The organism is Cohnella yongneupensis, assembly GCF_042655785.1.
Taxonomy (GTDB): domain Bacteria; phylum Bacillota; class Bacilli; order Paenibacillales; family Paenibacillaceae; genus Cohnella; species Cohnella yongneupensis.
The window spans coordinates 19,927-44,261 of sequence record NZ_JBHSNC010000027.1; the positions used below are offsets into that span (position 1 = coordinate 19,927).

At 48.5% G+C, this 24,335-nt stretch carries 17 protein-coding genes; 15 read left to right on the top strand and 2 right to left on the bottom strand.

The window, feature by feature from the left end; genetic code table 11:
- Positions 1–16: 16 nt before the first annotated feature.
- Positions 17–2,146: an alpha-galactosidase gene (locus tag ACFPQ4_RS09185; RefSeq protein WP_378111517.1), complete on the bottom strand. Its 2,130-nt coding sequence runs from the start codon at positions 2,144–2,146 to the stop codon at positions 17–19.
- Between the two features lie 314 nt (positions 2,147–2,460).
- Here ACFPQ4_RS09185 and ACFPQ4_RS09190 point away from each other — a divergent pair, with 314 nt between their 5' ends.
- From ACFPQ4_RS09190 to ACFPQ4_RS09245, 12 genes are all read left to right on the top strand, one after another.
- The gene (locus ACFPQ4_RS09190) at positions 2,461–3,471 is read left to right on the top strand and encodes a LacI family DNA-binding transcriptional regulator (protein WP_378111518.1); all 1,011 of its coding nucleotides are present in this window, start codon (positions 2,461–2,463) and stop codon (positions 3,469–3,471) included.
- Between the two features lie 142 nt (positions 3,472–3,613).
- Positions 3,614–4,636 carry a zinc-dependent alcohol dehydrogenase gene (locus ACFPQ4_RS09195; RefSeq protein ID WP_378111519.1) on the top strand — a complete coding sequence of 341 codons (1,023 nt, stop codon included), beginning with the start codon at positions 3,614–3,616 and terminating at the stop codon, positions 4,634–4,636.
- Positions 4,633–5,460: a sugar phosphate isomerase/epimerase family protein gene (locus tag ACFPQ4_RS09200; protein WP_378111520.1), complete on the top strand. Its 828-nt coding sequence runs from the start codon at positions 4,633–4,635 to the stop codon at positions 5,458–5,460. The genes ACFPQ4_RS09195 and ACFPQ4_RS09200 overlap by 4 nt, the downstream gene beginning before the upstream one ends.
- A gap of 61 nt (positions 5,461–5,521) precedes the next feature.
- Positions 5,522–6,457, top strand: coding sequence for an AraC family transcriptional regulator (locus tag ACFPQ4_RS09205; protein WP_378111521.1), 936 nt, complete (start codon positions 5,522–5,524; stop codon positions 6,455–6,457).
- A gap of 156 nt (positions 6,458–6,613) precedes the next feature.
- Positions 6,614–8,665, top strand: a complete 2,052-nt coding sequence (locus tag ACFPQ4_RS09210) for a methyl-accepting chemotaxis protein (RefSeq protein WP_378111522.1) — start codon at positions 6,614–6,616, stop codon at positions 8,663–8,665.
- Between the two features lie 2 nt (positions 8,666–8,667).
- Positions 8,668–10,287, top strand: coding sequence for a response regulator transcription factor (locus ACFPQ4_RS09215; protein ID WP_378111523.1), 1,620 nt, complete (start codon positions 8,668–8,670; stop codon positions 10,285–10,287).
- A gap of 5 nt (positions 10,288–10,292) precedes the next feature.
- Positions 10,293–12,053: a cache domain-containing sensor histidine kinase gene (locus ACFPQ4_RS09220; protein WP_378111524.1), complete on the top strand. Its 1,761-nt coding sequence runs from the start codon at positions 10,293–10,295 to the stop codon at positions 12,051–12,053.
- A gap of 25 nt (positions 12,054–12,078) precedes the next feature.
- Positions 12,079–13,065: a substrate-binding domain-containing protein gene (locus ACFPQ4_RS09225; protein WP_378111525.1), complete on the top strand. Its 987-nt coding sequence runs from the start codon at positions 12,079–12,081 to the stop codon at positions 13,063–13,065.
- A 168-nt stretch (positions 13,066–13,233) separates the two neighbouring features.
- Positions 13,234–14,742 carry a sugar ABC transporter ATP-binding protein gene (locus ACFPQ4_RS09230; RefSeq protein WP_378111526.1) on the top strand — a complete coding sequence of 503 codons (1,509 nt, stop codon included), beginning with the start codon at positions 13,234–13,236 and terminating at the stop codon, positions 14,740–14,742.
- Between the two features lie 9 nt (positions 14,743–14,751).
- Positions 14,752–15,774 (top strand): ABC transporter permease, encoded by a 1,023-nt coding sequence (locus ACFPQ4_RS09235; RefSeq protein WP_378111687.1) that lies wholly within the window; start codon positions 14,752–14,754, stop codon positions 15,772–15,774.
- A gap of 67 nt (positions 15,775–15,841) precedes the next feature.
- Positions 15,842–16,864 (top strand): ABC transporter substrate-binding protein, encoded by a 1,023-nt coding sequence (locus ACFPQ4_RS09240; RefSeq protein WP_378111527.1) that lies wholly within the window; start codon positions 15,842–15,844, stop codon positions 16,862–16,864.
- Positions 16,865–16,974: 110 nt separating this feature from the next.
- Positions 16,975–19,773 carry a glycosyl hydrolase family 95 catalytic domain-containing protein gene (locus tag ACFPQ4_RS09245; protein WP_378111528.1) on the top strand — a complete coding sequence of 933 codons (2,799 nt, stop codon included), beginning with the start codon at positions 16,975–16,977 and terminating at the stop codon, positions 19,771–19,773.
- A gap of 57 nt (positions 19,774–19,830) precedes the next feature.
- Here the strand turns inward: ACFPQ4_RS09245 and ACFPQ4_RS09250 are convergent, their stop codons facing one another.
- Entirely contained in the window at positions 19,831–20,601 is a 771-nt protein-coding gene (locus ACFPQ4_RS09250) for a DeoR/GlpR family DNA-binding transcription regulator (RefSeq protein WP_378111529.1), read from the bottom strand.
- 191 nt (positions 20,602–20,792) lie between these two features.
- Between ACFPQ4_RS09250 and ACFPQ4_RS09255 the strand changes: the two genes are divergently transcribed.
- From ACFPQ4_RS09255 to ACFPQ4_RS09265, 3 genes are read left to right on the top strand one after another with little or no spacing between them, the layout of a single operon-like run.
- The gene (locus ACFPQ4_RS09255; protein WP_378111531.1) at positions 20,793–21,986 is read left to right on the top strand and encodes an apurinic/apyrimidinic endonuclease family protein; all 1,194 of its coding nucleotides are present in this window, start codon (positions 20,793–20,795) and stop codon (positions 21,984–21,986) included.
- Positions 21,987–21,996: 10 nt separating this feature from the next.
- Positions 21,997–23,490, top strand: coding sequence for a rhamnulokinase (locus ACFPQ4_RS09260; protein WP_378111532.1), 1,494 nt, complete (start codon positions 21,997–21,999; stop codon positions 23,488–23,490).
- Positions 23,491–23,492: 2 nt separating this feature from the next.
- A complete protein-coding gene (locus ACFPQ4_RS09265; protein WP_378111533.1) occupies positions 23,493–24,335 on the top strand; it encodes a class I fructose-bisphosphate aldolase in 843 nt (280 codons plus the stop codon).

The window sequence follows — 24,335 nt, forward strand, 5'->3', positions numbered from 1 at the left end:
TCTGATTTGTTCGTAGTTAAACGGGGATTTCCGTTATTTTCACCATTTTGCTTGCCATATCGGACCATAGATCAAGATCGATTCCTCGGTTCATCAATGCGCTGCCGCTCAACGGCTTCTCGAAGTCGCTTACATGGTACAGTGCATCGCTCTTCAGACCGCGCATGTAAATGCGCGGGGAGGGGTTCTGAAATTTCTGAGGGTGCATCAGTACGAAAAGCACGGATTCGCGCTGATCGGCTGTTACGTACTGCACAGCGGTCGTATTGCCCGCTCTTGGCGAGAGCAAGCGATATTGGTTCCCTTTCTGAACGATGTGGCGTATCGTTTTATATTCCTCTACCCATTTACGCGACTCCTTGAGCTCTTCCTCAGTCCAGTGTAGGAGGTTGCCCCCAATGCCTAGCGAACCCATCATGGAGGAATGGAATCGGTATGCGACGGAAGCCTGACGGTTTTTCACCCATTTGCCTGCGTCGGCTACCCAGCACATCATTGCTTGAGAGGAATAAGCAAGCGAATAGCCCTCTTGGATGAAGAGACGCTCATAAGGATCGGTATTGTCGCTTGTCCAGACTTGGTCGGTTAACCGCATAATGCCCAGATCGATTCGCGCGCCGCCGCCGGAGCATGCTTCAAAGGCGACGCCTGGATGTTTGGCGCGCAGAGTAGCGAAAATGTTATACAATCCCTGCACGTGACGCACCCATACTTCCTTGTGCATCTCCTGCGGCGCTTCCGGCCAGCCGACTTCGCTGAGAGAACGGTTCATATCCCATTTGACAAACGCGATATTGTTCTCGCTCAGTATATAATCCATTTTCTCGATAATAAAGGACTGCACATCCTGTCTGGCAACATTGAGCACCAACTGATTTCTGCTCTCGGTACGAGGGCGGGTAGGGAAATGGTAAACCCAATCCGGATGGGTTCTGTACAAATGGCTGTCCGGATTGACCATTTCCGGCTCTACCCAGATTCCGAATTTCATACCAAGCTCTTCCACCTTGGAGATGAGCGGCTTCAGCCCGTTCGGGAACTTCTTCGAGTTGACTGTCCAATCTCCGAGCCCGGCGCGGTCATGGTTGCGTTCGCCGAACCAGCCGTCGTCAATGACGAATAGCTCAACACCCATCGCTGCCGCTTTCTCGGCTAACTTCGTTTGTCCTTCCTCGTTGACATCAAAGTAGGTCGCTTCCCATGAATTGTACAAGACAGGGCGCAATCCCTCGGAGAAAGGTTTAGGCAGCACATGCTCACGTTGGTAACGATGGAAATTACGACTTGCTTGGCCGAATCCTTCGCTCGTATACCCCCCTACAAAAGAAGGTGTCTGGAACTTCGTTCCGCCACCCAGTTGCCAGGAGAAATCGAAATCATGAACCCCGCCGCTCACCTGCAGCAGCTTGAACGGGTTATATTCAACCGTCATTTTCCAGTTGCCGCTCCATGCGAGCGCTCCGAACCACACCTCGCCGTGATCCTCTGTCGCGGTTCCTCGGTCAATGGCAAACCACGGGTTAGCCTGGCAGCCTGTATTTCCCCGTCTGCTCTCCAGCGTTTTCTTCCCCGGGGTAATCTCGTCTTGATAAACTTGGGTCTCTTCGATCCATTTGCCTGCTAGATGAGTCAATCTATAACGGTCGCTTCTTGGCATGTGCCATGAAGCCGATAGGGATTGCTCCAACGTAATCGGTTGCTTGCCGGTATTCTCGATAACGGCAAACCGCTCGATAATGTCATGCTCTGGATAGAAATTGTAATGCAGATGCACGAGCAACGGATAGGCGGTATCCTTCAGCGTGATGATTAGCTCTTCGCGCTCGTCACTTTCGATCATCCGATGTTCCTTGTACACGAGCTTAGTATCCCGTACCTGATCGGGGAAGGTTGCCTTCAGACAAGGCTCATAATAGTACATCCCGCCCCATGCAGGGAACTCCTGCTGGAGAATGCCGCCGGATGGCTCGAAGGAGGAATGGCGGATGGTTGCTTTATCGGAAGCAAGCAGGTCTGTAATATAAGGAAGCTTTGATCCGTAGTAAAGATGCTGTAAAGTGCCGTTCTCATGAACGCCTAGGCCATACGATAAGTTTGTCCCTTGGAGGAGCCATCGCGATGTTTCTTTTTCGTAAATAATTGCCATTGTACTTCGCCTCTTTCTTTTAGTGAATATTCACTTAATAAATATAAAGCATATAACGAAAAAACGAAATGTTTTTTTAGTTTTAGTCGGGTTACAATGAATTCATCATGTGATAGTTGCCGTTCTGCGTGTTTACGCTTTATGAAAATAAGTGTATTTTTACTGAATTTTCGGAGAGGGTCGACCTTTTATCACACACAATACATATCATGAGTTGCGCGAACGTGATCTTTTCACTGAAAAGTTCTAAATTGTTAACCTCGATGAAATCATTTAGAATTAGGGTTATTCTACATTTCGGATAGGGTGAAAGAATGGCAACCATTCGCGATATTGCAAAGCTGGCAAATGTGTCGAGCGTGACCGTCTCCCGGGTGCTAAATAAGGACAACACATTGTCCGTATCCGATGAAACGAAACAACGTATTCTTGCGATTGCCGAGGAACTCAACTATCAGACGCCGCGAAGTCGCAAAGCGTCGAGCAATAGGGAGAGTGTAGAACATACCGAACTGTCGAAGGTTAGGATCGGCACCGTGATGTTTCTGACGGAGGACCAAGAGAAGGTCGATCATTACTTTCACGCGATCAGGCAAGGGATTGAGAAGGAATGCGCGGCATCTGGCAACAGGACGGCCGAAATATTCAGATTGTCACTGGATGAAACGCTGGACATGGACTTCGGCGATGTAGACAGCGTGATTTTTATCGACAGGCCTCTCGAGATTAATCTCCAGAAGGTCAAACAACTTAAAAATGTTGTATTTATTGATTGTGCGCCGGATGTTGAGAGCTTTGATTCGGTCGTCATTGACTTTGAGCGGGTAACGAAACTCGCGTTGGATCATTTGTTCGAGCTAGGGCATACGAAGATCGGCTTTATCGGAGGCAACCGTACCTATGGTAAAGATCAGAGACACTACCACTATGAGCGCTATATGAAAGATCGGGAGTTGTTAAATCCCGAGCATATTTTCATTGGAGGTTGGTGGAGTCATGAGGGCGATCGTCTGATGAACGAGGCGATTCGGAAAGGCGATCTGCCGACGGCGTTCTTCGTTGCCAACGATACGCTGGCGATTGGGGCGATGCATGCGCTGAAGGAAGCGGGTCTGCGCGTGCCGGAGGACGTGGCCATCGTTGGTTTCAACGACATCGACATTGCCGAGTATTTGAGTCCACCTCTGACAACGATTCGTATTCAACCTGAAATTATGGGGAGGATGGCGGTAAGGCTACTGATCGATCGGATAAAGGGAAGAGACATTCCGGTTCAGGTGGTAGTGCCTTCCAAACTCATCGTGCGTAGCAGCAGTGGTTTATAAAAACAGATTATTGCTTACATCACGAGCTTCCTTTGTCTGTTCGTAATTTTAGACAATTAATACTCTTCCTAGCCAAAGACATTTTCCATAAAAAACGATTATATGGAGGTGAAGAATAGAACGAGGAGTGTGCGAGGCTGCCGTGAAGAACAGAAAAGTGATGTTTATGAGTCCTCTGCAGGTACAGACGATCGAAGAGGAATATGTGTCGAGGCCTCTAGGCGAGAATGAAATATTCGTCAAATTGATCTATTCGCTAATCAGTCCAGGAACGGAGCAAGCAATGTTGGCGGGAACGGAATCATGGGCACAGCTACCGTTGTGCCCGGGGTACGCCAGCGTGAGCCGGGTGATTGAGGCTGGAAAAGGGGTCAAGGACATCGAGCCGGGAGATGTAATCTTCCATTACGGCAGTCACTGTGAGTATCAGACATTGGAAGTCCGTGACGTGGTATTGAAAGTGCCGGCTGGTCTGGAGCTAAGGTGGGTGCCATTTACACGGATGGCTACGGTAGCTTTTACCTCGCTGCGGGTATCAAATATTGAACTAGGCGACAAGGTCAGTGTCACCGGTCTTGGGCTGGTAGGCAATCTAGCTGCTCAGCTGGCCCGGCTACAGGGCGCGACAGTGATTGGAGTGGACCTCTCTAAGGACCGACTGCGCACTGCAAGACAATGCTTCGTGGAGTATACCTTGGAAGCTGACGATAGCGTAAAAGAGAAAATCATGAAGATTACGGACGGCAGAGGGGTATCCAGCCACATTGAGGCGACCGGTATCCCCCGGGTCGGAGTGGACAGCCTCGAGTATATAGGAAGTCAGGGAGAGATGATTCTGCTCGGAAGCCCGCGGGGAGTCTATCAAACCGATGTCACGGACGTGCTTAACTATTGCCACTTGGAAAACCGTGGTTCCATAACTTTTAAGGGAGCCCATGAATGGCGTTACCCCGTTGAGCCCGACCGCTTCGTCAAACATTCGCTGGTGAGGAATTCACTTATCGTATTCGAACTGATGCAGCGACAAAAGCTGCAAATCGAACCGTTGATCAGCCATGTCATCAAACCCGAGCAGGCTGCTGAAGCTTACGAAGGGCTGCGGATCAACAAAGACCGATACAACGGCGTTTTGTTCGATTGGTCCGCGGAAGGAGAAACAAGATGATTAGAGGAGTCACCAAAGCCGGTTTGGGCGAGATTGGATCTAATGAGGAGTATATCCGACTTGCGGACCGATTCGGTTTTCGTTCGGTGGATTTGAATCCGCTCGAACTAATCGAACAATACGGGCAAGTAGAAGCTGCAGATTTATTAGCCCGCCATAATGTGATCATCGGCTCGTTCGGGTTGGAAGCGGACTGGCGCGGTTCGGAGGATCTGTTCAGGGCGGGGCTCCCGAGACTTGTGCAGCAGGCTGAGGCGGCAGCGGCATTAGGTTGTGCGTCCTGTTGTACGTATATTTTACCCGCAACAGATTTGCCGGCTGCGCCATTCATGATTGCCGCGACAAGACGGCTCCGGTTATGCGCAAATATTCTAGGGGCTTATGGAATTAATCTGGGGCTTGAGTTTGTGGGACCGCACCACCTGCGCACCCATTGGGCCAATCCGACAATATGGACCATGCAGGATACGCTTGAGTGGATGGAAGCGATTCAAGCGCGAAATATCGGTCTATTGCTGGATTCCTATCATTGGCATACGAACGGACTGTCGACCCAAGAACTGCTCGCGTTAAGGCCGGATCAGATCACGTATGTTCACATCAACGACGCGAAGCCGTTGCCGATTGAAGACTTAATGGATTCCGACAGGCTTTACCCGGGAGAGGGCGCCATCGATTTAACCGGGTTCCTCACAAGCCTACAAAAAATCGGATACACCGGCGTAGTAGCTCAAGAAGTGCTAGCGCCAGCGCGGAACGAGAGCTTGATGGATCTATTCTCCCATTCGAAGGCGTGCTTCGACAAGCTCTTCGAAGAGCTTTAGCGTCGCTTGCTCCTCCGCCATGGATGTTTAAAGACAGTATCGAAGGAGGGAGAATGGGAGGTTGAATGAGGGGTGGATGAACGGCATTTCGCCTTATGTTAGAGGTGCCAGACGAATGAAGTCATCGTCGCTTTCGGGCGAATGGATAGATGGGGATCATGTCTATACCTATATCGATCAGGGTAAAGCGGAATTTATCTTGAACGGGGTAAAATACGATGTGCAGGAAGGCGATGTATTACTCATGCACCCGTTAATGCCTCATATTATCAAGTCCGCTTCGACGGTTCCTTTAGTACAATATATCGTTCATCTGGATCTGTACTACGACGAGCGCAGGAGTATTCTTGATAGAGATAGCGAATCGAATGCCGGGGGAAAGTCATGGCAGACGGATAACAGGGAAATGCAATTAGCCTCCATACATCCGATCTCACATCTGCCTCTTCCGGACCGGGTCGAGTTGAAAAGAAAGTTCACCGTCATGGAGAAGGAACTCGAGCACCCTTCTTCCGGCGGTATATTGGCGATTAAATCCGCCTGTCTGGAGTTACTCTACTTGTTCTTCAAAAACCAGACTCCGACTCATATGAGGAAAGGCAGTATGACGAAAGGGTGGCCGATGCTTGAACGGGCTATTCGTTTCATGCATGACCGATACCGGGATCCTCAGTTAAATATCGGGTTCATCAGCGGGCATATCGGCATTACGGCGAATCATCTGTCGTACTTATTCAAGACCCAGCTGGGAGTTACATTTTACAACTATTTGAAGCATGTGCGCATTGAACAAGCGAAGTTTCGAATCATAGAGGGCCGGCACAATTTGACGGAGATCGCCGAGGATATAGGCTTCTCCAGCATCCATTTGTTCAGTAGGACTTTTAAACGTATCGTTGGTGTGACGCCCAGCGAATTTGCCGCAACACAATCGGACTTCCATGTTCAGGATCGGTTGTGGGCCCGGCAGGATATGCCCCAGGGTTACAGCACATAACCCGGCCTCGAAATGGATAGAGGAGTTGCTATAAGGCAGCTCCTCTTTTGTGTCAATAAATAGCTTTTTCCATCAAAATGCGATAAAACCTCATCGTAAAACACTGCCTATTAAGTTAAGGTGAAATCGCATATCAAATGTCGGGGGCTGGGGAAAATGAAATTTCTATTCGGGATTTTCAGCAGGATAGCGAACCGTAAAGTCGTACGCTTCTCCTCGATACAAACGCGCCTTTCCGTATTTTTCATTCTCTTGCTTACCGCATCGATCTTGGTGACCAGTTTCGTGAGCTATCGCCAATCCAGCCAAGCAATGAACGACAAGATCGAACTATACTCTAAGCAGATCATCAATCAAATAAGCGCGAAAATAGACTTGGATATCGAGCACGTGAAGTATGCGATTGAGGATATTTCTTCTAGCGACGGGATTCAAGACGGTTTAGGTAATTTGAAGACAGCTGGCGATAAGGCCTATGTGTTGAATGATTCAATCAATAAGGAAATATCCCGTAAACTATCATTATTCAACTTTGTGTCTAGCATTGTCCTATATGTAGATGATGCGACGACGCTGGGTACATATAATGCATTGAACAAAGACCAACTCAAGTCTATTGTCGCGGACACGCAAGCTAATCACGATTATCACTTTGCATTAATCGACGATACGACGAACGGCAAAGCCTACATTTCGATTAGCCGACAAATTAAGTCGTCCATAAATGGCAATGTTCTAGGAACCATTGTGTTGACGCTTACGGAGAAACATTTCTTGGATCTATACGAAAATATCGATTTAGGGACGTCATCGGATATTGTAATTGTGGACAAGCAAGGAAAAGTCGTGTCGAGTAGAGACAAAATCAAGTATCCAGTGAATCGAGTACTGACGGATACTGAGGCTGGAACAAGTACTTCCTACTTCGGACAAGCGTTCGGCGTCGCTTCGCTAATTTCTCAGTCTACCATTGAGAGTAGTGGCTGGACGGTCGTATCGATCATTCCCAAATCGTTTATTTATGCGGAATTAAATACATTGGAAAAGAAAATGATCCTGATCGGGGTAATATGCCTGCTGGTATCGGTCATGATAGCCTATATTCTTTCACTCGGCATATCTATCCCAACGAAGCAGTTGTTACAACAGATGAATCAAGTTAATGAGGGCAACTTGACGATAAGCATAGACGATCCGAATAAAGACGAGATGGGAACCATTTCGAACTCTTTCAAAGAGACGATGGGCACCATCAGCCAATTGATAGGGCGCGTTCGTCTGTCTGCTGATCATATGCTTGGACAAGCGGAGCAAACGACCGCCTATGCGAATAGATTTCGCAACAATCAGCATCACTTCGTCGCTACGATTGAACAAGTAGCTTCCGGAGCTAACCATCAGGCTGGCGAGGCAATGGAAAGTCTATCCAATATGAACGAATTGTCTGATAATATTAATACGATAGGATCGGACATCAATACGATATCTAGCGCAATGACCGGGATTGGAGCGATTTGTGGCAGAGCTCAGCTTATCGTCGCGTCATTGAATGAAAAGACGGACAAATCCAATGCGGTATCGCGAAATGTGAATGAGCACATCGGATCGCTCAGCGAACAATTGGGCACGATCACCAAAATCATTGAAACGATAACCGCAATTGCGAAGAAAACGAACATTTTAGCTATCAATGCAGCTATTGAAGCGGCACGGGCGGGTGCGGCAGGCAAGGGGTTCGCAGTCGTAGCCGATGAGGTGAAGCGGCTAGCGGAGCAATCTCGAGATGCTTCTACGGAGATTTACCGTATAATCTCCGGCGTCATGGAGAAGTCCCGAGCGACGGTTACGGAAGCCGATCATGCTATTGTGCTGCTACAAGAGCAGAACGTGGCGATAGCAGAAACCGGTAGAACCTTTGAACAAATTAATCAGGAAGTAAACCAGGTGCTTGAATTCGTTTCTAATATTCGCAAATCATCTGACCGAATGCTTTACTCCAGACAAAAAACATTCAAAGCCATTGAAGTCATTGTGTCTGTCGCACAGGAAACCGCAGCCGTCACGGAGGAAGCTTGCTCCGGCATGCAGGAACAATTGATGGAAACCGAGAAATTAGCAGATATGGCTCGATCGATGGGGGATACTGCGGAAGGGCTAACCCATGCCGTTCTGAAATTCAAGACGAATCAAGTCGACAAGGCGGGATGAGCATGTACAAGTTGCTGTTCGTAGATGACGAAATTCTCGTAAGAGAAGCAATCAGAACCCAGATGAACTGGGCGGAATACGGTTTCGATTGCATAGGCGTCAGCGAGGACGGCATTGAGGCTCTCGAATTTATCGAGCAGAATAAACCCGACGTTGTGCTGACCGACATTGGCATGCCATTTATGGATGGATTAGAGTTAACGAAAGAGTTATCGGAGAAGTACCCCTTAATCAAAGTTATTATTTTGACGGGATACGACGATTTCGAATATGCGCAACAAGCCATTAAGATGCAAGCGGTCGACTATATTCTAAAGCCGGTTACGGCCGATGAATTAGGCGGAGTGCTAGGCAAGCTGAGAAGCGAGCTCGACTTGGCTAGAAGAGAGAAGCAAGATTATGAACATTTGAAGCGTCAGCTAACGGAAAGTATGCCGCTCTTAAGAGAACGTTTCCTAGAGCGGATGTTAACGTCCCCCATGTCGGATAAGGAGAAGCGGGAAGGCTGGCAGTATTTCCGGATTAATTGGAAGGGTCCTCATGCGATAGAGCTGGTCATGGTCGTGGACGACTTTCTCTGGAGTCAAACCGTGACCACCTCCGACCAACAACTCATTTGGTTTGCCGTCTTTAATATAACGCAGGAAATCATAAGCAAGTACGATGGAGCGGTCGTCTTTCGTGATCGGGACAACCGTGTATTAACGCTGTTATCCGGCGTTGATCCAGTCGAATTGCAAGAGGAAGCGCTGCGCTATGCGGAAGAAATTCATCATGCGGTGACCTCGATCCTTCCCGTGAAAGTTTCAATCGGAATCGGAGATGCATCCGAGCTTGGCAGCAACGTCTCGATCGCTCATGAAACCGCTTTATCTGCACTCGAGTATCGTTTCGTTATCGGGTCGAATTCCATTATTCGACTATCGGATATGGCTCAGCGGGGCCATCGCGAAGCGTTCCCGATCATGTCATGGGAGAGCGAGCTGATAACCAAGCTGAAGACCGGAACGATAGAAGAGATGGAGCTATGGGTTGCCAGGTTATTCGCCGTCTTTCGCGATCAATTGTATCCCGGAGACGTTTGCCAGATTTATCTTCAAAGAATCGTGCTTACTTTGATCCACACGCTCTATGAAATGAATAGCGATCTTGTGCAATCGCCGCAAAACGCGGAAAATCTGATACAAAAAATTTCGAAATTTACGACGCTTTACGATACGGAGGAGTGGATGAAAAACCTCTGCACGGAAGCCGTATCCAAGATCAAGAGCTTAAGGGAAGATTTTAATTTGTTGCAGATTGCAAAGTCAATTGCGTTTTTCAAAGCCCATTTTAACGATCCGGAGTTGTCTATCAAATCGGTATGCAACCATATCTCCATGAGTACAAGCTACTTCAGCACGCTATTCAAGCAATACAAAGGGAAAACTTTTATTGAATACGTAACGCATGAACGGATGGAGAAGGCCAAGGAACTATTGAACCTTACTTCGATGAAAAGCTATGAAATCGCTTACGAAGTCGGATATAGCGATCCTCATTATTTTAGCGGAGCATTTAAAAAGCATGCAGGGGACACTCCGACGGATTATCGTCTTAAAATGACAACTAAGAAAGCGTGATAGGGATGAATCTATTTACTAGATTTCGAAGCTTTCGGACGAATATCGTGCTTGCGTTCGTCTTGGTTATTCTGATGACGATCTTTATCATGAGCGTGACTTCATACTACTTGTCCAGAGATTCCGTTAAAACCAACGCGCAAGCCTACACGTTAGAGTTGGTAAAGCAGGTCAACCAGAACATTAAATCGTATGTCAACGGAATGAAGTACATGTCGAGTCTCGTTGCGAATAATCGCAGCGTTCAACAGTATTTATCTACGAAAAGTTTTGAAAGTCTCTCAGAAGAGAAAAAACAAAGGGAGACTGTAGCCGACTTTCTTGAGGCCATGTTCATCTCGCGTTCGGACATTGCATCAATCAATATATTCGGCAGCGACGATAAATTCATTTCCGGCAGAAAGGATTTTGAGCTTAATCCGTTCGTCGATATCAAGAGCATGAAGTGGTATCAGGATGCGATTGCTGCCGATGGGGCGGACGTCGTATCCTCTTCGCATGTGCAGCCCATCTTTAAAGGTCGTTATCCATGGGTGGTTTCGCTCAGCCGCGAGCTATTAAGCCGTGACAGGACGCAGAAGCTTGGCGTGTTTTTAGTCGACTTAAATTTCAATGTATTGAGCGATATGCTGAAAGATATCAAGTTAGGCGATAGAGGATATGTGTTCATAATCGACAGCAGCGGAAAAATCGTCTATCATCCGCAGCAACAGCTCATCTATAGCAACCTCAAATCGGAAATGATCGATAAAGTGCTCGTCAACAAAAGCGGCACGTTCACGAGCGACGAAGGCAGCAGCAGTCGGATCTATTCGATTCAAGATTCGGATTTCGGATGGAAAATCGTAGGCGTATCTTATGTCAGCGAATTGGTGGCAAATCAGCATGAAATACGTTCATCCTTTATTCTCTTGGGAATTATTTGCATTGTAATCGCGATAATAATATCGGTGTTTTTGACCCAACGAATCAGTCAACCGATCAAGATGCTTGAGCATCATATGAAAGAAGTGGAGAAGGGTAATTTCGATATTCACGTGCCCGTGCCTAGGACGATTGAGATCGGCAGGCTAGCGCGAACGTTCAATATAATGGTCGGTAAAATCAAGGAACTGATGACGCAGGCTATTTCGGACCAAGAGCAGAAGCGCAAAAGCGAAATCAAAGCCTTGCAAGCGCAAATAAATCCTCATTTTCTGTACAACACGCTTGATTCAATCATTTGGATGGCCGAGAGTAACAAAGTTAAGGAAATTACGGTCATGACATCCGCATTGGCTAAGTTGCTTCGTTCATCGATCAGTAAAGGCGAAGAGCTAGTCCAGATTAGCACGGAAGTCGAGCACATTACGAATTATTTGAAAATCCAAAAGATGCGTTATAGTAACAAGCTGGATTATATGATTGAAATCAGCGAATCCCTTCAAGACTACATGTCGATTAAGCTAATCCTTCAACCGATAGTCGAGAACGCGATCTACCACGGCATCAAGAAGAAGCGCGGCTCCGGATGGATCATGATCAGATCAGAGGAAACGGAATCCGATATTTTGCTAATCGTAGAGGATAATGGCCAGGGTATGGATAAGGAAAAATGCCATTCCTTATTGTATCCCTCGACTACTCGTACGGGCAGTCGCGGAGTCGGAGTGCGAAACGTACACGAGCGGCTTCAGCTTTATTTCGGCACACAGTATGGACTTAGCTATACTAGCGAGCTAGGAGTCGGAACAGTCGTTACGATTCGCTTTCCTAAGGTTTTGTAGCCCAATATAATGAGGTGAAATAACGATGCGGTGGAGTTTCCGACGCTTCATCTGGGTACTAGCAGCGGGGGTTATGCTTGCTGCTATCCTCGGCTTCTGGCTTACGCGAATCTCGGAGGATAAGAAAATAGAAATACGAGTCATTATCAAATCGACCGACGATTCAATCGAGTTCTGGCAAGTCATGAAGGACGGCATCGATATTGCGGCTAAAGAGTTCGGCGCGCACGTTATTGTTAAAGGCGCCAAATCGGAGTCGGACATTGACGAGCAAATTGCGTTAGTTGAGGAAGCGATCGCGGAGAAACCCGACGCGATAATACTAGCCGCGAACGATTACGATCGACTCGTACCCGTGTCCGAGAAGGTGAAACAAAGCGGAATCCGGCTGTTCATTGTAGATTCGGGTATTAAAGCGGACATAGCGGAGAGTATCATCGCGACGGATAACTATAAGGCAGGAGAAAAAGCGGGTACGGAGATGAAGCGGCAGCTTGGAAACCGACCGGCTCAAGTCGCGATTATTAAATACGTCCTTGCCGCGGCTTCCGTGAGCGATCGGGAGGACGGCGTGCGAGCGGTACTAGGTAAAGACCCGAACATCGATCTACTGGATACCTACTATGCCAAAGGTCTTGAAGAGAACGCCTACGATCTGATGAAAGTAATAATGAATGAGCATCCCGACGTCGACGGGATCATCTGCTTAAACGAAATGACAAGCGTTGGAGGAGGGAGAGCCTTTCAGGAGCTGAATCTTAAAAATAAAGTTGCATTGATCGGGTTTGACAGCCCGATTCCCGTAATAAAGCTGCTGGAAGAAGGCGTCATAAGATCTACCATCGTTCAAAAGCCGTTCCAGATGGGGTATTTGAGCATTAAAGCAGCCGTTGATGCTACTCATGGAAAAAGCGTGCCAAAGGTAATCGACACGGGCTCAGAGGTCATTACCAAACAAAATATGTACGAGGAAGAATACCAGAAGCTTTTGTTCCCTTTTTACGATAAGTAAGATTATCCAAACAAATATCTGTGTTTAAACCGGAATATCTTCCGGTTTTTTTGTTTTTTATTGGCGTTTTTTCGACTATTCCAGTAGTAAATCACATGTAAGGTTAATTGAGTTGAGAGTAAAGTTATGTTCAACGACAAGAAATAGAAGATGGAGTGAGGTGGGGCGATGCGCGAGCCTATCGTCGTCATGAAGGGAATCGAGAAGCATTTTTCCGGTGTGCATGCTCTTAAAAATTGCAGATTCGATCTACTGCCCGGTGAAGTTCACGCGCTTGTCGGAGAGAACGGCGCAGGTAAGTCAACGATGATGAAAGTTTTGACGGGAGTCTATCAGAAAGACGCAGGCGAGATTATTCTGGGCGGCAAATCCGTTCAATTGCCGGATACGAAAGCAGCCCAGAAGCTCGGGATTAGCATGATCCACCAGGAATTGAACTTGGCTCCGGATCTAACGGTTGCGCAAAATATTTTTATTGGCCGTGAACCACGGAAAGCGATCAAGCTATTCCTGGACGATAGAGAGATGAATAAGCAAGCAGCTATTCTTCTGCGGCAGATGAATCTGGACATAGAGCCTACGACGCTGGTGTCGGAGTTAACCGTAGCCAAGCAACAAATGGTCGAAATCGTAAAAGCCATTTCTTACGATTCGCAGGTGCTCATCATGGACGAGCCGACGGCGGCGTTAAGCGATTCGGAAATCGAAGAATTATTTACCGCAATCGCAAAGCTTCGTTCAAGAGGCGTAGGAATTGTGTACATCTCTCACAGGATGGCCGAATTACAACGGATAAGCGATCGAATCACGGTTATGCGGGATGGCAGTTATATCGACACTGTCATGACGGCGGAGACAACGATCGATCGAATCATAGCTATGATGGTCGGCAGGGAAATCTATCATTCCACTAGCCCCGAGGATCACCGTAAAAATACGGAGATCGTGTTGGAAGCTAGAGGATTGAATCGCGGAAGAGCGATCAAGGATGTTAGCTTCCAGCTTCGCAAAGGCGAAATACTAGGCATTGCCGGCTTGGTAGGATCGGGACGTACGGAAGTGGCAAGGGCGTTATTCGGCGCGGATGAAATCGACGCAGGCGAGATTTACATTCATGGCAACAAAGTAAAAATCACTAGCCCTCATCACGCAGTAGACCATGGGCTCGGGTATTTGTCGGAAGATCGTAAAAGATACGGTTGCGTGCTGGATATGGATGTGAAGTCTAATGTAGCCGTTGCATCGTATGAACGCTTTTCGCGATGGGGCTGGATGTCGGACTCTCGCATTGCGCATATAGCCGACAAAATCGTAGATAGCCTGAAAGTAAAAACGCCAAGCATTAATCAACAATTGCGCAATTTATCGGGCGGAAATCAGCAGAAGGTGATTATCGGCAAATGGTTGACCAAGGACTGCGATATTTTGATTTTCGACGAACCGACGCGTGGCATTGATGTTGGAGCTAAGAGCGAGATTTACAAGCTTTTAGACCGTTTAGTTCACGAAGGAAAGTCGATTATCGTCATCAGCTCGGAGCTTCCGGAAGTGCTTAGACTTAGTCATCGCATACTCGTTATGTGCGAAGGCCGAATTACCGGGGAGCTCGTAAACGATGGGAACGTCTCGCAAGAGAAGATCATGCAGCTCGCGACGCAAAGATTCGAAGCCGTTTAATTGGAGGGGATATCGATGAATAAGACACTGGTAACGCAGAAATCGAATCGTTACTCTGTTTCCATAAAATCCGAACTATTGCAGCAGCTTCTCGCCTTTGGAAGCTTAATCGTTCTGGTGTTAGTGTTCTCGCTGGCATCGGATAACTTCTTTCAATTCACCAATATAGTAGGCGTACTGCTATCGACGGCGGTCGTAGGGGTACTGGCGCTCGGGTCGACTTTCGTCATCATTACCGGGGGGATTGACCTATCGGTCGGTACGGTAATGACGTTAACCGCAGTGATGACCGGCGTCAGCATTAGCTATTGGGGATGGCCGATCTGGGCGGGGCTACTCGTTGGTTTATCGACCGGAGCCTTATGCGGCTTCGTCTCCGGCGTAGCGGTGGCAAAGATGAAAATTCCGCCTTTTATTGCAACGCTGGCAGTCATGATGATCGCAAAAGGATTGGCGCTCGTCATATCGGGAACGCGGCCGGTATACTTCCCAACGCCTGACAAAGGCTTCGGATTCTCGGATATATCGCTAGATTCCTTATTCAATAAAATAATTCCCGGCTTCAAAATTCCGAACGCCGTCGTTATCTTCTTCGGCGTAGCGATTATAGGCAGCATCATATTAAGCCGGACTATTATCGGACGTTATAATTTCGCGATCGGAAGCAATGAAGAAGCGACAAGGCTGTCGGGAGTCAACGTGAATTATTGGAAAATCGTGATCTATACCATTACCGGCCTATTTACCGCAATCGCAGGTATTTTGATCGCTTCACGACTGAACTCTGCCCAACCGGCCCTTGGAGCGGGATACGAGCTAGAGGCGATAGCGGCCGTTGTCATCGGTGGCACATCGCTAAGCGGAGGCAAAGGCTCGATACTCGGGACGGTCATTGGGGCGCTCATCATGAGCGTGTTGACAAACGGACTCCGAATTATGTCCGTTCCGCAAGAATGGCAGACGGTGGTCGTCGGCTTCGTCATCTTCCTTGCCGTGTACGCGGACATTCTTAGACGCAAGAAAGCGTCGTAACTAGGGTATGGTCTTCGTTCACGAAGATTATATAAATTAAACCAATCCACTGAAGGGGAGCGTTACCATGAAAAAGAGTTTTAAGAGTATGTCCGTAGCCACGCTTTTGCTGGCGGGCATCATAGCTGTTACCGCGTGCGGAAAAAATTCAAACGAGAACACGAGTAGCCCGTCGCAAGGAGCAAGTACGACACCGCTTGCGTCGAAAGCTGCAGTAACAGAGAAATTGTACATTCCGATTATTTGCAAAGGCTTCCAGCATCAATTCTGGCAAGCGGTTAAAATCGGGGCCGAGAAAGCGGCTGCGGAATTCGGCGCTGAAATTTCGTTCGAAGGACCGGAAACGGAAGAGCAAGTCGACAAGCAATTAGAAATGCTGCAAGTTGCGCTAGGCAAGAAACCTTCGGCAATCGGGTTTGCCGCTCTAGATAGCAAAGCTTCTATTCCGCTCCTTCAGCAAGCCAAAGACAGCAATATCCCTATTATCGCATTCGACTCCGGCGTGGACAGCGACATTCCGGTGACGACGGCGTCGACGGATAACAAAAAAGCCGCAGCTCTCGCAGCGGACAAAATGGCTGAATTAATCGGCGGTAAAGGCGAAATCGCTATGATCGTCCACGACCAAACGAGCCGCACGGGCGTAGACCGCAGAGATGGGTTTAAACAGGAAATCGAGTCGAAATATCCCGATATTACAATCGTCGATCTTCAGTATAGCGGCGACCCGTTGAAGGCGACGGATATTACGAAAGCTATCCTCCAGGCGCATCCGGACCTCAAAGGAATTTTCGGATCTAACGAAGGAGCGGCGATCGGCGTAGTTAACGGCGTCAAGGAAGCCAATATGGTCGGCAAAATAACGGCTATCGGATTCGACTCCGGTAAAGCGCAAATGGATGCGATTCGTGAAGGCGTACTCGCCGGTTCGATTACCCAAAACCCGATCGGTATCGGTTACGAAACCGTCAAAGCAGCCGTAGCGGCAATCAAAGGCGAGACGGTAGAGAAGAACATTGATACGGGCTTCTACTGGTATGACAAAACCAACATCGACAACGCGGAAATCAAAGCTGTTCTTTACGAATAAGGAGTTGCAAGAAAGCCTGCCGGAGTAAGTGGCGGCAGGCTTTCCTCTAGGCAAAGGTGGCGAGGTTTTTCAACTTCTGCAAGTGTTTAAAATGACAAGGAGGAATAGTTATGGTTCGCAAAAAGAATTGGAAACAACGCCTCGTGAGCGTGGCGGCAGCAAGCAGCTTGGTGGCTGCATGTTTGTTCGTAGCTCCAATGGCGGAGGCTAGTCCGACATCGCAATCGTTCGATACGAACGGTGGCAAGTTGAGTGTTGATTATGCATCCTATTTGTCAAAAAACGATCTCGTATTTAATTCTCCGGTTACGAATTCCAAAAGCGGAATGACGGTAGGAAACGGTCGCGTAGGCGCGCAAGTGTGGAATACGACAGGCGGCCTTACGATGCAGCTGCAGGGCGTGGACGCTTCCGAGCAGGGCTGGGCTTCGGAAGGGTTGGTCAACCTAACTTCCAATCCTGGCTTCGATTCAAGCTATTCAAGTTATCAGCAAAGGCTATCGTTATATGATGGCATTTCAACGACTAAGTACGACAATAATCGAACGATTACGGTCATGGGTTCTCCGAACTCCGAAGTCATGGGCATCCACGTGGATGATACTCGTACCGGCGTGTCGAACGTAACGCTTGATCTAAGCCTGTGGGACGTTAGCACGCTTCCTAATGGCGGCGACGTGCCGGATCTGAATACTTGGAAGACGGTAACGACCTTCGTGGATCCAACTGTCGTAGGTTTTAGCCGCGGACAGACCGATGCGAACAAATTCGGCTACACGATGGCCGCAACGGTAGAAGGAGCGAGCTTCACGACCCAATCCGTGGGCGGCAGTAAAGTTCGTTTGAACATTACTCCGACCTCAAGCTACACGATATGGATATCCGTCGCAAGCCGGATAAATGCGCCAAGCAACGATTCAATAACGCAAGCGAAGAGTTTGCTTAACAGCGTTAAGAGCACCGGGTATGCAACGACATTAAATAACTTCAAAAACTGGTGGCACGATTTTTGGAACAAATCTTTCGTTCAATACGCTAACGCATCGGGAGACGCCGACTATCTCGAGAACTTCTACTACTTAAGTACTTACATGATCGCGGCAGGCAGTTATGGAAATTATCCGAGTCATTTCGTTAACGGTGCTTTTAGCGGCGTGAATGACGACGACGCGGGCAAATGGGGGCATGCCTACTGGTACTGGAACCAACGCGATCTCTATCATTCGTTCCTCGCGTCCAACCATGCGGAGATCGTGAATATGTTCAACAACTTGTATGCTCGAAACTTCAATACGTTAAAGTCGTATACGATGACCCGATATGGGATCGACGGTATTTGGCTGCCCGAGACGATGGGGTTTGACGGCAATGCCAGACATACGATTAATAGCGATTACACGCAGGATATCATGTCGACCGCCGCAGAAGCTTCGTTAAACATGTATGCGCAGTACAAATACACCAACGATGCTAGTTATTTAAGCAATACGGCATATCCCTTCATGAAGGAAGCGGCGAAATTTTATTCGGCGAAGCTAAGTTTCAATAGCGGAACAGGCAAGTACTATATGGCTTCTTCTAATTCGCACGAACAGCATTGGGACGTACAAAATGCGATCGTTGACTTAGCGGCCGTAAGAGCGCTATTCCCCGTCGCTATTCAAGTCAGTCAGCAGCTCGGTCTAGACAGCACTTTACGCACGCAGTGGCAGAACATTTTGAACAACTTAGTTGCGTATCCCGTAGATCCGAATGACTCGACTAAGTATTTCCCGCATACTCCGCCGCTTTCGCAGAACCGGAACAACGAGAACGTAGTCCTCGAACTGGCTTGGCCGTATTCCGTTAGCGGTATTGGTTATTCGGATCAGCAAATGATCATTAACAACTATAATAGCCGGCCAAATCCGTATGGGATCAACAACATTTGGGATCCGGCTCCGATTCAGGCCGCAAGATTGGGTCTTGGCGACGAAGCGTATTTGGGCATGAAGATGATGGTCCAACGCTATCAAGACCTTGCAAACGGACGCACGATGAATACGAATGGCGAATTTGAATACATGGGCGTGAATTTGATCGCCATGAACGAGTCATTGCTTCAAAGCTATGGCGATAAAATCCGTGTGTTCCCGGGACTGCCGAGCGACGCGACGATGAATGCGAAATTTACCCTGCTTGCGAGCGGCGGATTCTTGGTCAGCTCAGAGAAGGAAGCCGGAGAAATTAAGTATGTGGGCATCCGGAGCCAATTCGGCAACTCAACCGCGATCGTTAATCCATGGGGTACGCAGCAGGTTCAGGTTAGAAGACTATCGGACAACGCGATCATCTTGACGACTTCCAGCAACCAATTCAATATCTCGACGGCGGCAAACACGAATTATATCGTCGAAAGGACAGCCAAACCGCTTGGAAGCTACAGTTTCGCGCAACTGACCGGTACGGCGAATCAAGGGACTAAGACGATCACAGTAAACGGAACTCAAAGATCGCTGGGCAACGGAGCAGTAGCGAGCGGCGTGCCTATCGGACAGACGATTACTTTCAAAGCGATTGTTAACGGTAAATTCGTATGCGCGGATTCTGCCGGCGCAAGTCCCCTTATTGCCAATGCACCTGCCGCAGGCGGATGGGAGCAGTTCGTTGTTGTCGATGCCGGAGGCGGAGCGATCGCGCTCAAAGCAGTCAACAATATGTATGTGACTGCTTCCTCTTCCGCAAGCTTGATCGCCAATTCATCAACGATCGGGACGGCGCAGAAATTTATATGGATTAATAATAGCGACGGCACTTTCTCTCTCCAAGCAGTAGTGAATAACCAATACGTTTGCGCGGAAAATGCGGGTGCAGCGGCATTGATCGCAAATCGAACCGCCATTGGCCCTTGGGAGAAATTTCAACTTTAGTTGAAGCGGTAATAAAGAAAAGCGGTTATCACACGAATTAGGTGTGGTAACCGCTTTTTAAGCTTGCGTGATAACCTTAAGCCCGGCTTCTCTAAGCTTATTGATGTATTCGGCATCGGCTTGGCTATCGGTAATCAAATAGTCGATGTCGCCAATCGGCGCAATTTGAACTAAATCCTTAACGCCCAATTTGCTGCTATCGACGAGAAAATAGACGGAGTCCGCGATTTCGATCATTCGCTGCTTCACGGAGGCATGCGCTTCGTTTGAATCGCTAAATCCTCTGTCGACGTGAAGTCCGGTGCAAGACAAAAAGGCTTTATTGACGTGGTATTCTTTCAAGACCCGTTCCGTGACGGCCCCGTGGAAGGAATGGGATTTACGAAGCAAGTTGCCGCCGACGGCGATGACGTTAATATGCTCGCGGTTGCTCAGCTCAAACGCTACCTTCATGGAATTCGTAAGTACGGTTAGCGGAATATCCGGAATGATTTTGGCTAAATAGGTTACCGAGGTACTTCCATCGATCGCGATCGTGTCATGGGGTTGAATATGCTTCAACGCGATTTCGGCGATAGCCATCTTGAGCTCTACGTTCGTATGCTCCCTTTCTAAATGCGGGGTAAGCGAAAGGGGTTCCGATAACGAAATAGCGCCTCCGTGCGTCCGTTGCAATTTGCCTTCCTGGCTTAATAGATCGAGGTCCTTGCGGATGGTCTCATCCGTAACGCCGAGCAGGGGGCTTAACTCTGCCACGCGTACTATGCCGTGTTGTTTTAGTTGGGATAATATTTTGTTTTTTCGGTCATGAACGGACACGTCGCTCACCTCGGTTTAGTATACATCTGTAACATAGTCGATTTACTTAAGAAAATCAAGAAGTGGGGACAATAAAACCGCAATATTTCTTTGTTTTTGTTAATTAAACAAACAAAACAAAATAAAGTGTAGACAAAAACAAATAAAAGACCAATAATAAAAGGGTGGTGTTACCAAATTAATTGAGGGTGGTGTAACGAATGGATCCCAAATTGTATTTGGTCGTAGATAATTGTTTTGCCTCCAAGCGGTGGACCAAACCCGCGGAATGGATGACCTTATTGCAGGCCATGGACATTGCTTATGTAGAAGCAAGCGCGGACAACGAATGCGATCCTCTGTACATGAGCAAGGAGTACTTGGAAAACTGGGTGCGAGAAGTTAATGTCCAGACGGACAAGACCGGAGTAAAAGTCGCGAACATGTACTCGGGACATGGAACGTATACGACGCTAGGGCTGGCGCATCACGATAAGTCGATCCGCGACCGGATTCAGCACGAGTGGATCTATCCGATGGCGAATATCGCTGCAAGCGTAGGAGCGGGACTCGGATTTTATTGTCATGCATTCGCGGACGCCACGCTGCAAATTCCAAGTGCCTACAAAGAAAGAGAAGAGGATTTGTATGCTAGATTAGCTGAAATTTCCGTACATTGCCGAGAGCTAGGCATTCGTGCACCGAGCGTCGAGCAAATGTACACGCCTCATCAAATTCCGTGGACGATCGAAGGCTCTAAGAAATTATTAAGGGAAGTATTCCGCAAGTCTGCGTCTCCGTTCTATTTGACGCTGGATACGGGTCATCAGAGCGGTCAGCATAAATTCCGCAGACCGGAAATTAAGAAAATCCAACAAGAGGCAGAACGCAATAGACAGGACGGCACACTGCGACCGTTATGGGTGGGCCCGTATGCAGCTTATGAATTGTTCGTGGAGATGTGCATGTCACCGATTCATGAGCAAACTGCTTATTTGAATCGCATCAACGAACTGATGGATGACTATCCGTATCTGTTTGCTGAAGCCCATGACAGCGATACATACCGGTGGATAGAAGAGTTAGGGGCATACTCGCCTATCGTGCACTTACAGCAGACTACGGGGACCTCATCGGCGCATCAACCATTCACGGAAGCCTGTAACAAGGATGGACTTATTTTCGGCGAACCGCTATTAAGAGCTCTGGAGAAAGCCTATAAAAGACCTGAAGAAGCAGGGATGCCGCCGAGATGCGAGGATATCTACTTAACGCTTGAAATCTTCTCTGGAACTAGTGAATCCAACAATGATGTATTGCGGAAAATGGAAGCCTCGATCATGTACTGGCGACAATATATCCCGCGAGACGGTCTGAAGCTTAGCGAAGCGATAGGACTGTTAGGAAAGAAATGAGGGTAATTGGATGAGTAGGCTATCGACTGTACTCGCTTTTGACCTTGGCGCGGGCAGCGGGCGAGCCTTCATTGGTGAGCTGATTAGCGATGAAGGTACGACTCCGAAGCTTGGGATGCAGGAGATTCATCGATTCCCCAATCACGCTATTCATGTGGGAGATCATTTGCATTGGGACATTTTGCGTCTGCTGCATGAGGTGAAGACCGGAATTCGTAAAGCCCATCAAGCGGGTTACCGGCCGGAGACGATCGGAGTCGATACGTGGGGCGTTGACTTCGGGTTATTGGACGCGAACGGCGAGCTGCTTGGCAATCCCTATCACTACAGAGACCGACAAACCGACGGTATGATCGAACGAATCAATGCACGAATCGGCGCTGACGAGTTGTATGAACAAACCGGGCTGCAAAATATGCCGTTTAATACGATCTATCAACTCTTTGCGATGAGTCAGGCAAGGTCGGTGCAGTTAGGCGTTGCAGAGCATTTTCTGATGATCTCCGATCTGCTCGCTTATTTACTGACAGGTCGGCGAACGAATGAATACACGATGGCGACGACAACGCAATTGTTACATCCGGTTAATCGTGCTTGGAATACGGCCCTTATGGACTCGCTTTCGATCCCGTCCCGGATATTTTCCGATCCGATCCAACCCGGCGAGATCATTGGCCCTCTCACGGCGAATGTGTGCGCAGAATTAGGCGTTGTTCCGATCGACGTGATCGCCGCAGCTCATGACACGGCCTCGGCCGTAGTAGCCATACCGGCAGGTGACGAGCCCTTCGCTTATCTGGTGTGCGGTACGTGGAACCTGCTCGGAACGGAGCTTACCGAGCCATTAATAAACGCGGAGTCCGCGAAGCTGACGTTTTCCAATGAGGGCGGTGCTTATGGGACCGTACAGCTGCTGAAATCCATCATGGGATTATGGATTATTCAGGAATGCAAGCGCGAATGGGAGGAAGCCGGCAATGCGATCAGTTATTCCGAACTCGCGCTTCAAGCCCGGGAGGCTCCGGCATTCTCTTGCTTGATCAATCCGGATGATCTACGGTTCTACTCCCCGAATAGCATGGTGGACACCATTCAAGCGTTCTGCCGGGAAACCGGACAACATGTTCCGATAAGCAAAGGCGAAGTGATCCGTTGCGTGATAGAGAGCTTGGCGCTGCGGTACCGATATACGCTTGAGGAATTGGAACAACTAACGGGTAATAGATTCGGCGGTCTGCATATGGTCGGAGGCGGTAGTCAGAATGAATTGCTCTGCCAATTGACTGCAGGTGCCATTGGACGTCCCGTATGGGTCGGACCGATCGAGGCAAGCGCGATCGGCAATGTGCTTACGCAGCTTATTACATCGGGTCATTGTCTTAATCTTGCGGATGCTCGCAGGCTCGTGAAGGAATCTTTTCCGGTAATCGTGTATGAGCCTCAAATAGATTTGCCTTGGGAAGAAGCGTACGAACGATTCATACAACTATTGGAGAGGTGTTAGGGATGAGTACAAAAGCACGATTGAAACGAATGTTCAGCGAGGAAGGGAAATGCTTCGATGTAGCGATCGATCACGGTTTTTTTAACGAACAGTCCTTCTTAGCTTCTATTGAGGACATGAAGCAGGCCGTCGAGACGGTCGTTCAAGCGAATCCGGATTGTATCCAATTAAGCGTAGGACAGGCAAAGCACCTGCAAGATATCCCTGGGAAACATAAGCCGGGACTCGTCCTCCGTACGGATGCCGCGAATATTTACGGTGCGCGGTTGCCGCGGTATCTGTTCAGCGAAACGATCGACAATGCAATCGAACATGCCGTACGCCTGGACGCCGTTGCCGTATGCGTAAACCTGTTGTTGTTGCCCGACCAGCCGGAGCTGCACTATCAATGCGTCAAAAACGTGATGAAGTTAAAGAGCGATGCCGAGCGGTACGGAATGGTTCTTATGGTTGAACCGCTAGTCATGCTGCCGAATGAAGCCAAGGGCGGATATATGGTAGACGGAGATATTAACAAAATAATGCCGCTTGTTCGTCAAGCCGTCGAGCTTGGCGCGGATGTCATTAAAGCCGACCCTTGCGATAACATCGAAGAATACCATCGCGTAATTGAAGTCGCTTCGGGAGTGCCGGTTCTCGTGCGCGGGGGCGGGCGCGCCTCGGACGAAGAAATCGTAAACCGCACCGTTCGACTGATGGGACAAGGGGCAGCGGGCATCGTCTACGGACGGAACGTCATCCAGCATCCGGCCCCGGCACGCATGACTAAAGCGCTTATGCAAGTCGTTCATAAAGGAGCATCGGCAGAGATGGCATTGGCTATTTTGAACAGAGGAGGCGTGTAA

What these genes read in the sequence shown, in the direction of transcription:
- ACFPQ4_RS09185 (WP_378111517.1), bottom strand. Translation starts at nt 2,146, where the DNA reads ATGGCAATTATTTACGAAAAAGAAACATCGCGATGGCTCCTCCAAGGG.
- ACFPQ4_RS09190 (WP_378111518.1), top strand. Translation starts at nt 2,461, where the DNA reads ATGGCAACCATTCGCGATATTGCAAAGCTGGCAAATGTGTCGAGCGTG.
- ACFPQ4_RS09200 (WP_378111520.1), top strand. Translation starts at nt 4,633, where the DNA reads ATGATTAGAGGAGTCACCAAAGCCGGTTTGGGCGAGATTGGATCTAAT.
- ACFPQ4_RS09210 (WP_378111522.1), top strand. Translation starts at nt 6,614, where the DNA reads ATGAAATTTCTATTCGGGATTTTCAGCAGGATAGCGAACCGTAAAGTC.
- ACFPQ4_RS09215 (WP_378111523.1), top strand. Translation starts at nt 8,668, where the DNA reads ATGTACAAGTTGCTGTTCGTAGATGACGAAATTCTCGTAAGAGAAGCA.
- ACFPQ4_RS09220 (WP_378111524.1), top strand. Translation starts at nt 10,293, where the DNA reads ATGAATCTATTTACTAGATTTCGAAGCTTTCGGACGAATATCGTGCTT.
- ACFPQ4_RS09225 (WP_378111525.1), top strand. Translation starts at nt 12,079, where the DNA reads ATGCGGTGGAGTTTCCGACGCTTCATCTGGGTACTAGCAGCGGGGGTT.
- ACFPQ4_RS09230 (WP_378111526.1), top strand. Translation starts at nt 13,234, where the DNA reads ATGCGCGAGCCTATCGTCGTCATGAAGGGAATCGAGAAGCATTTTTCC.
- ACFPQ4_RS09240 (WP_378111527.1), top strand. Translation starts at nt 15,842, where the DNA reads ATGAAAAAGAGTTTTAAGAGTATGTCCGTAGCCACGCTTTTGCTGGCG.
- ACFPQ4_RS09245 (WP_378111528.1), top strand. Translation starts at nt 16,975, where the DNA reads ATGGTTCGCAAAAAGAATTGGAAACAACGCCTCGTGAGCGTGGCGGCA.
- ACFPQ4_RS09255 (WP_378111531.1), top strand. Translation starts at nt 20,793, where the DNA reads ATGGATCCCAAATTGTATTTGGTCGTAGATAATTGTTTTGCCTCCAAG.
- ACFPQ4_RS09260 (WP_378111532.1), top strand. Translation starts at nt 21,997, where the DNA reads ATGAGTAGGCTATCGACTGTACTCGCTTTTGACCTTGGCGCGGGCAGC.
- ACFPQ4_RS09265 (WP_378111533.1), top strand. Translation starts at nt 23,493, where the DNA reads ATGAGTACAAAAGCACGATTGAAACGAATGTTCAGCGAGGAAGGGAAA.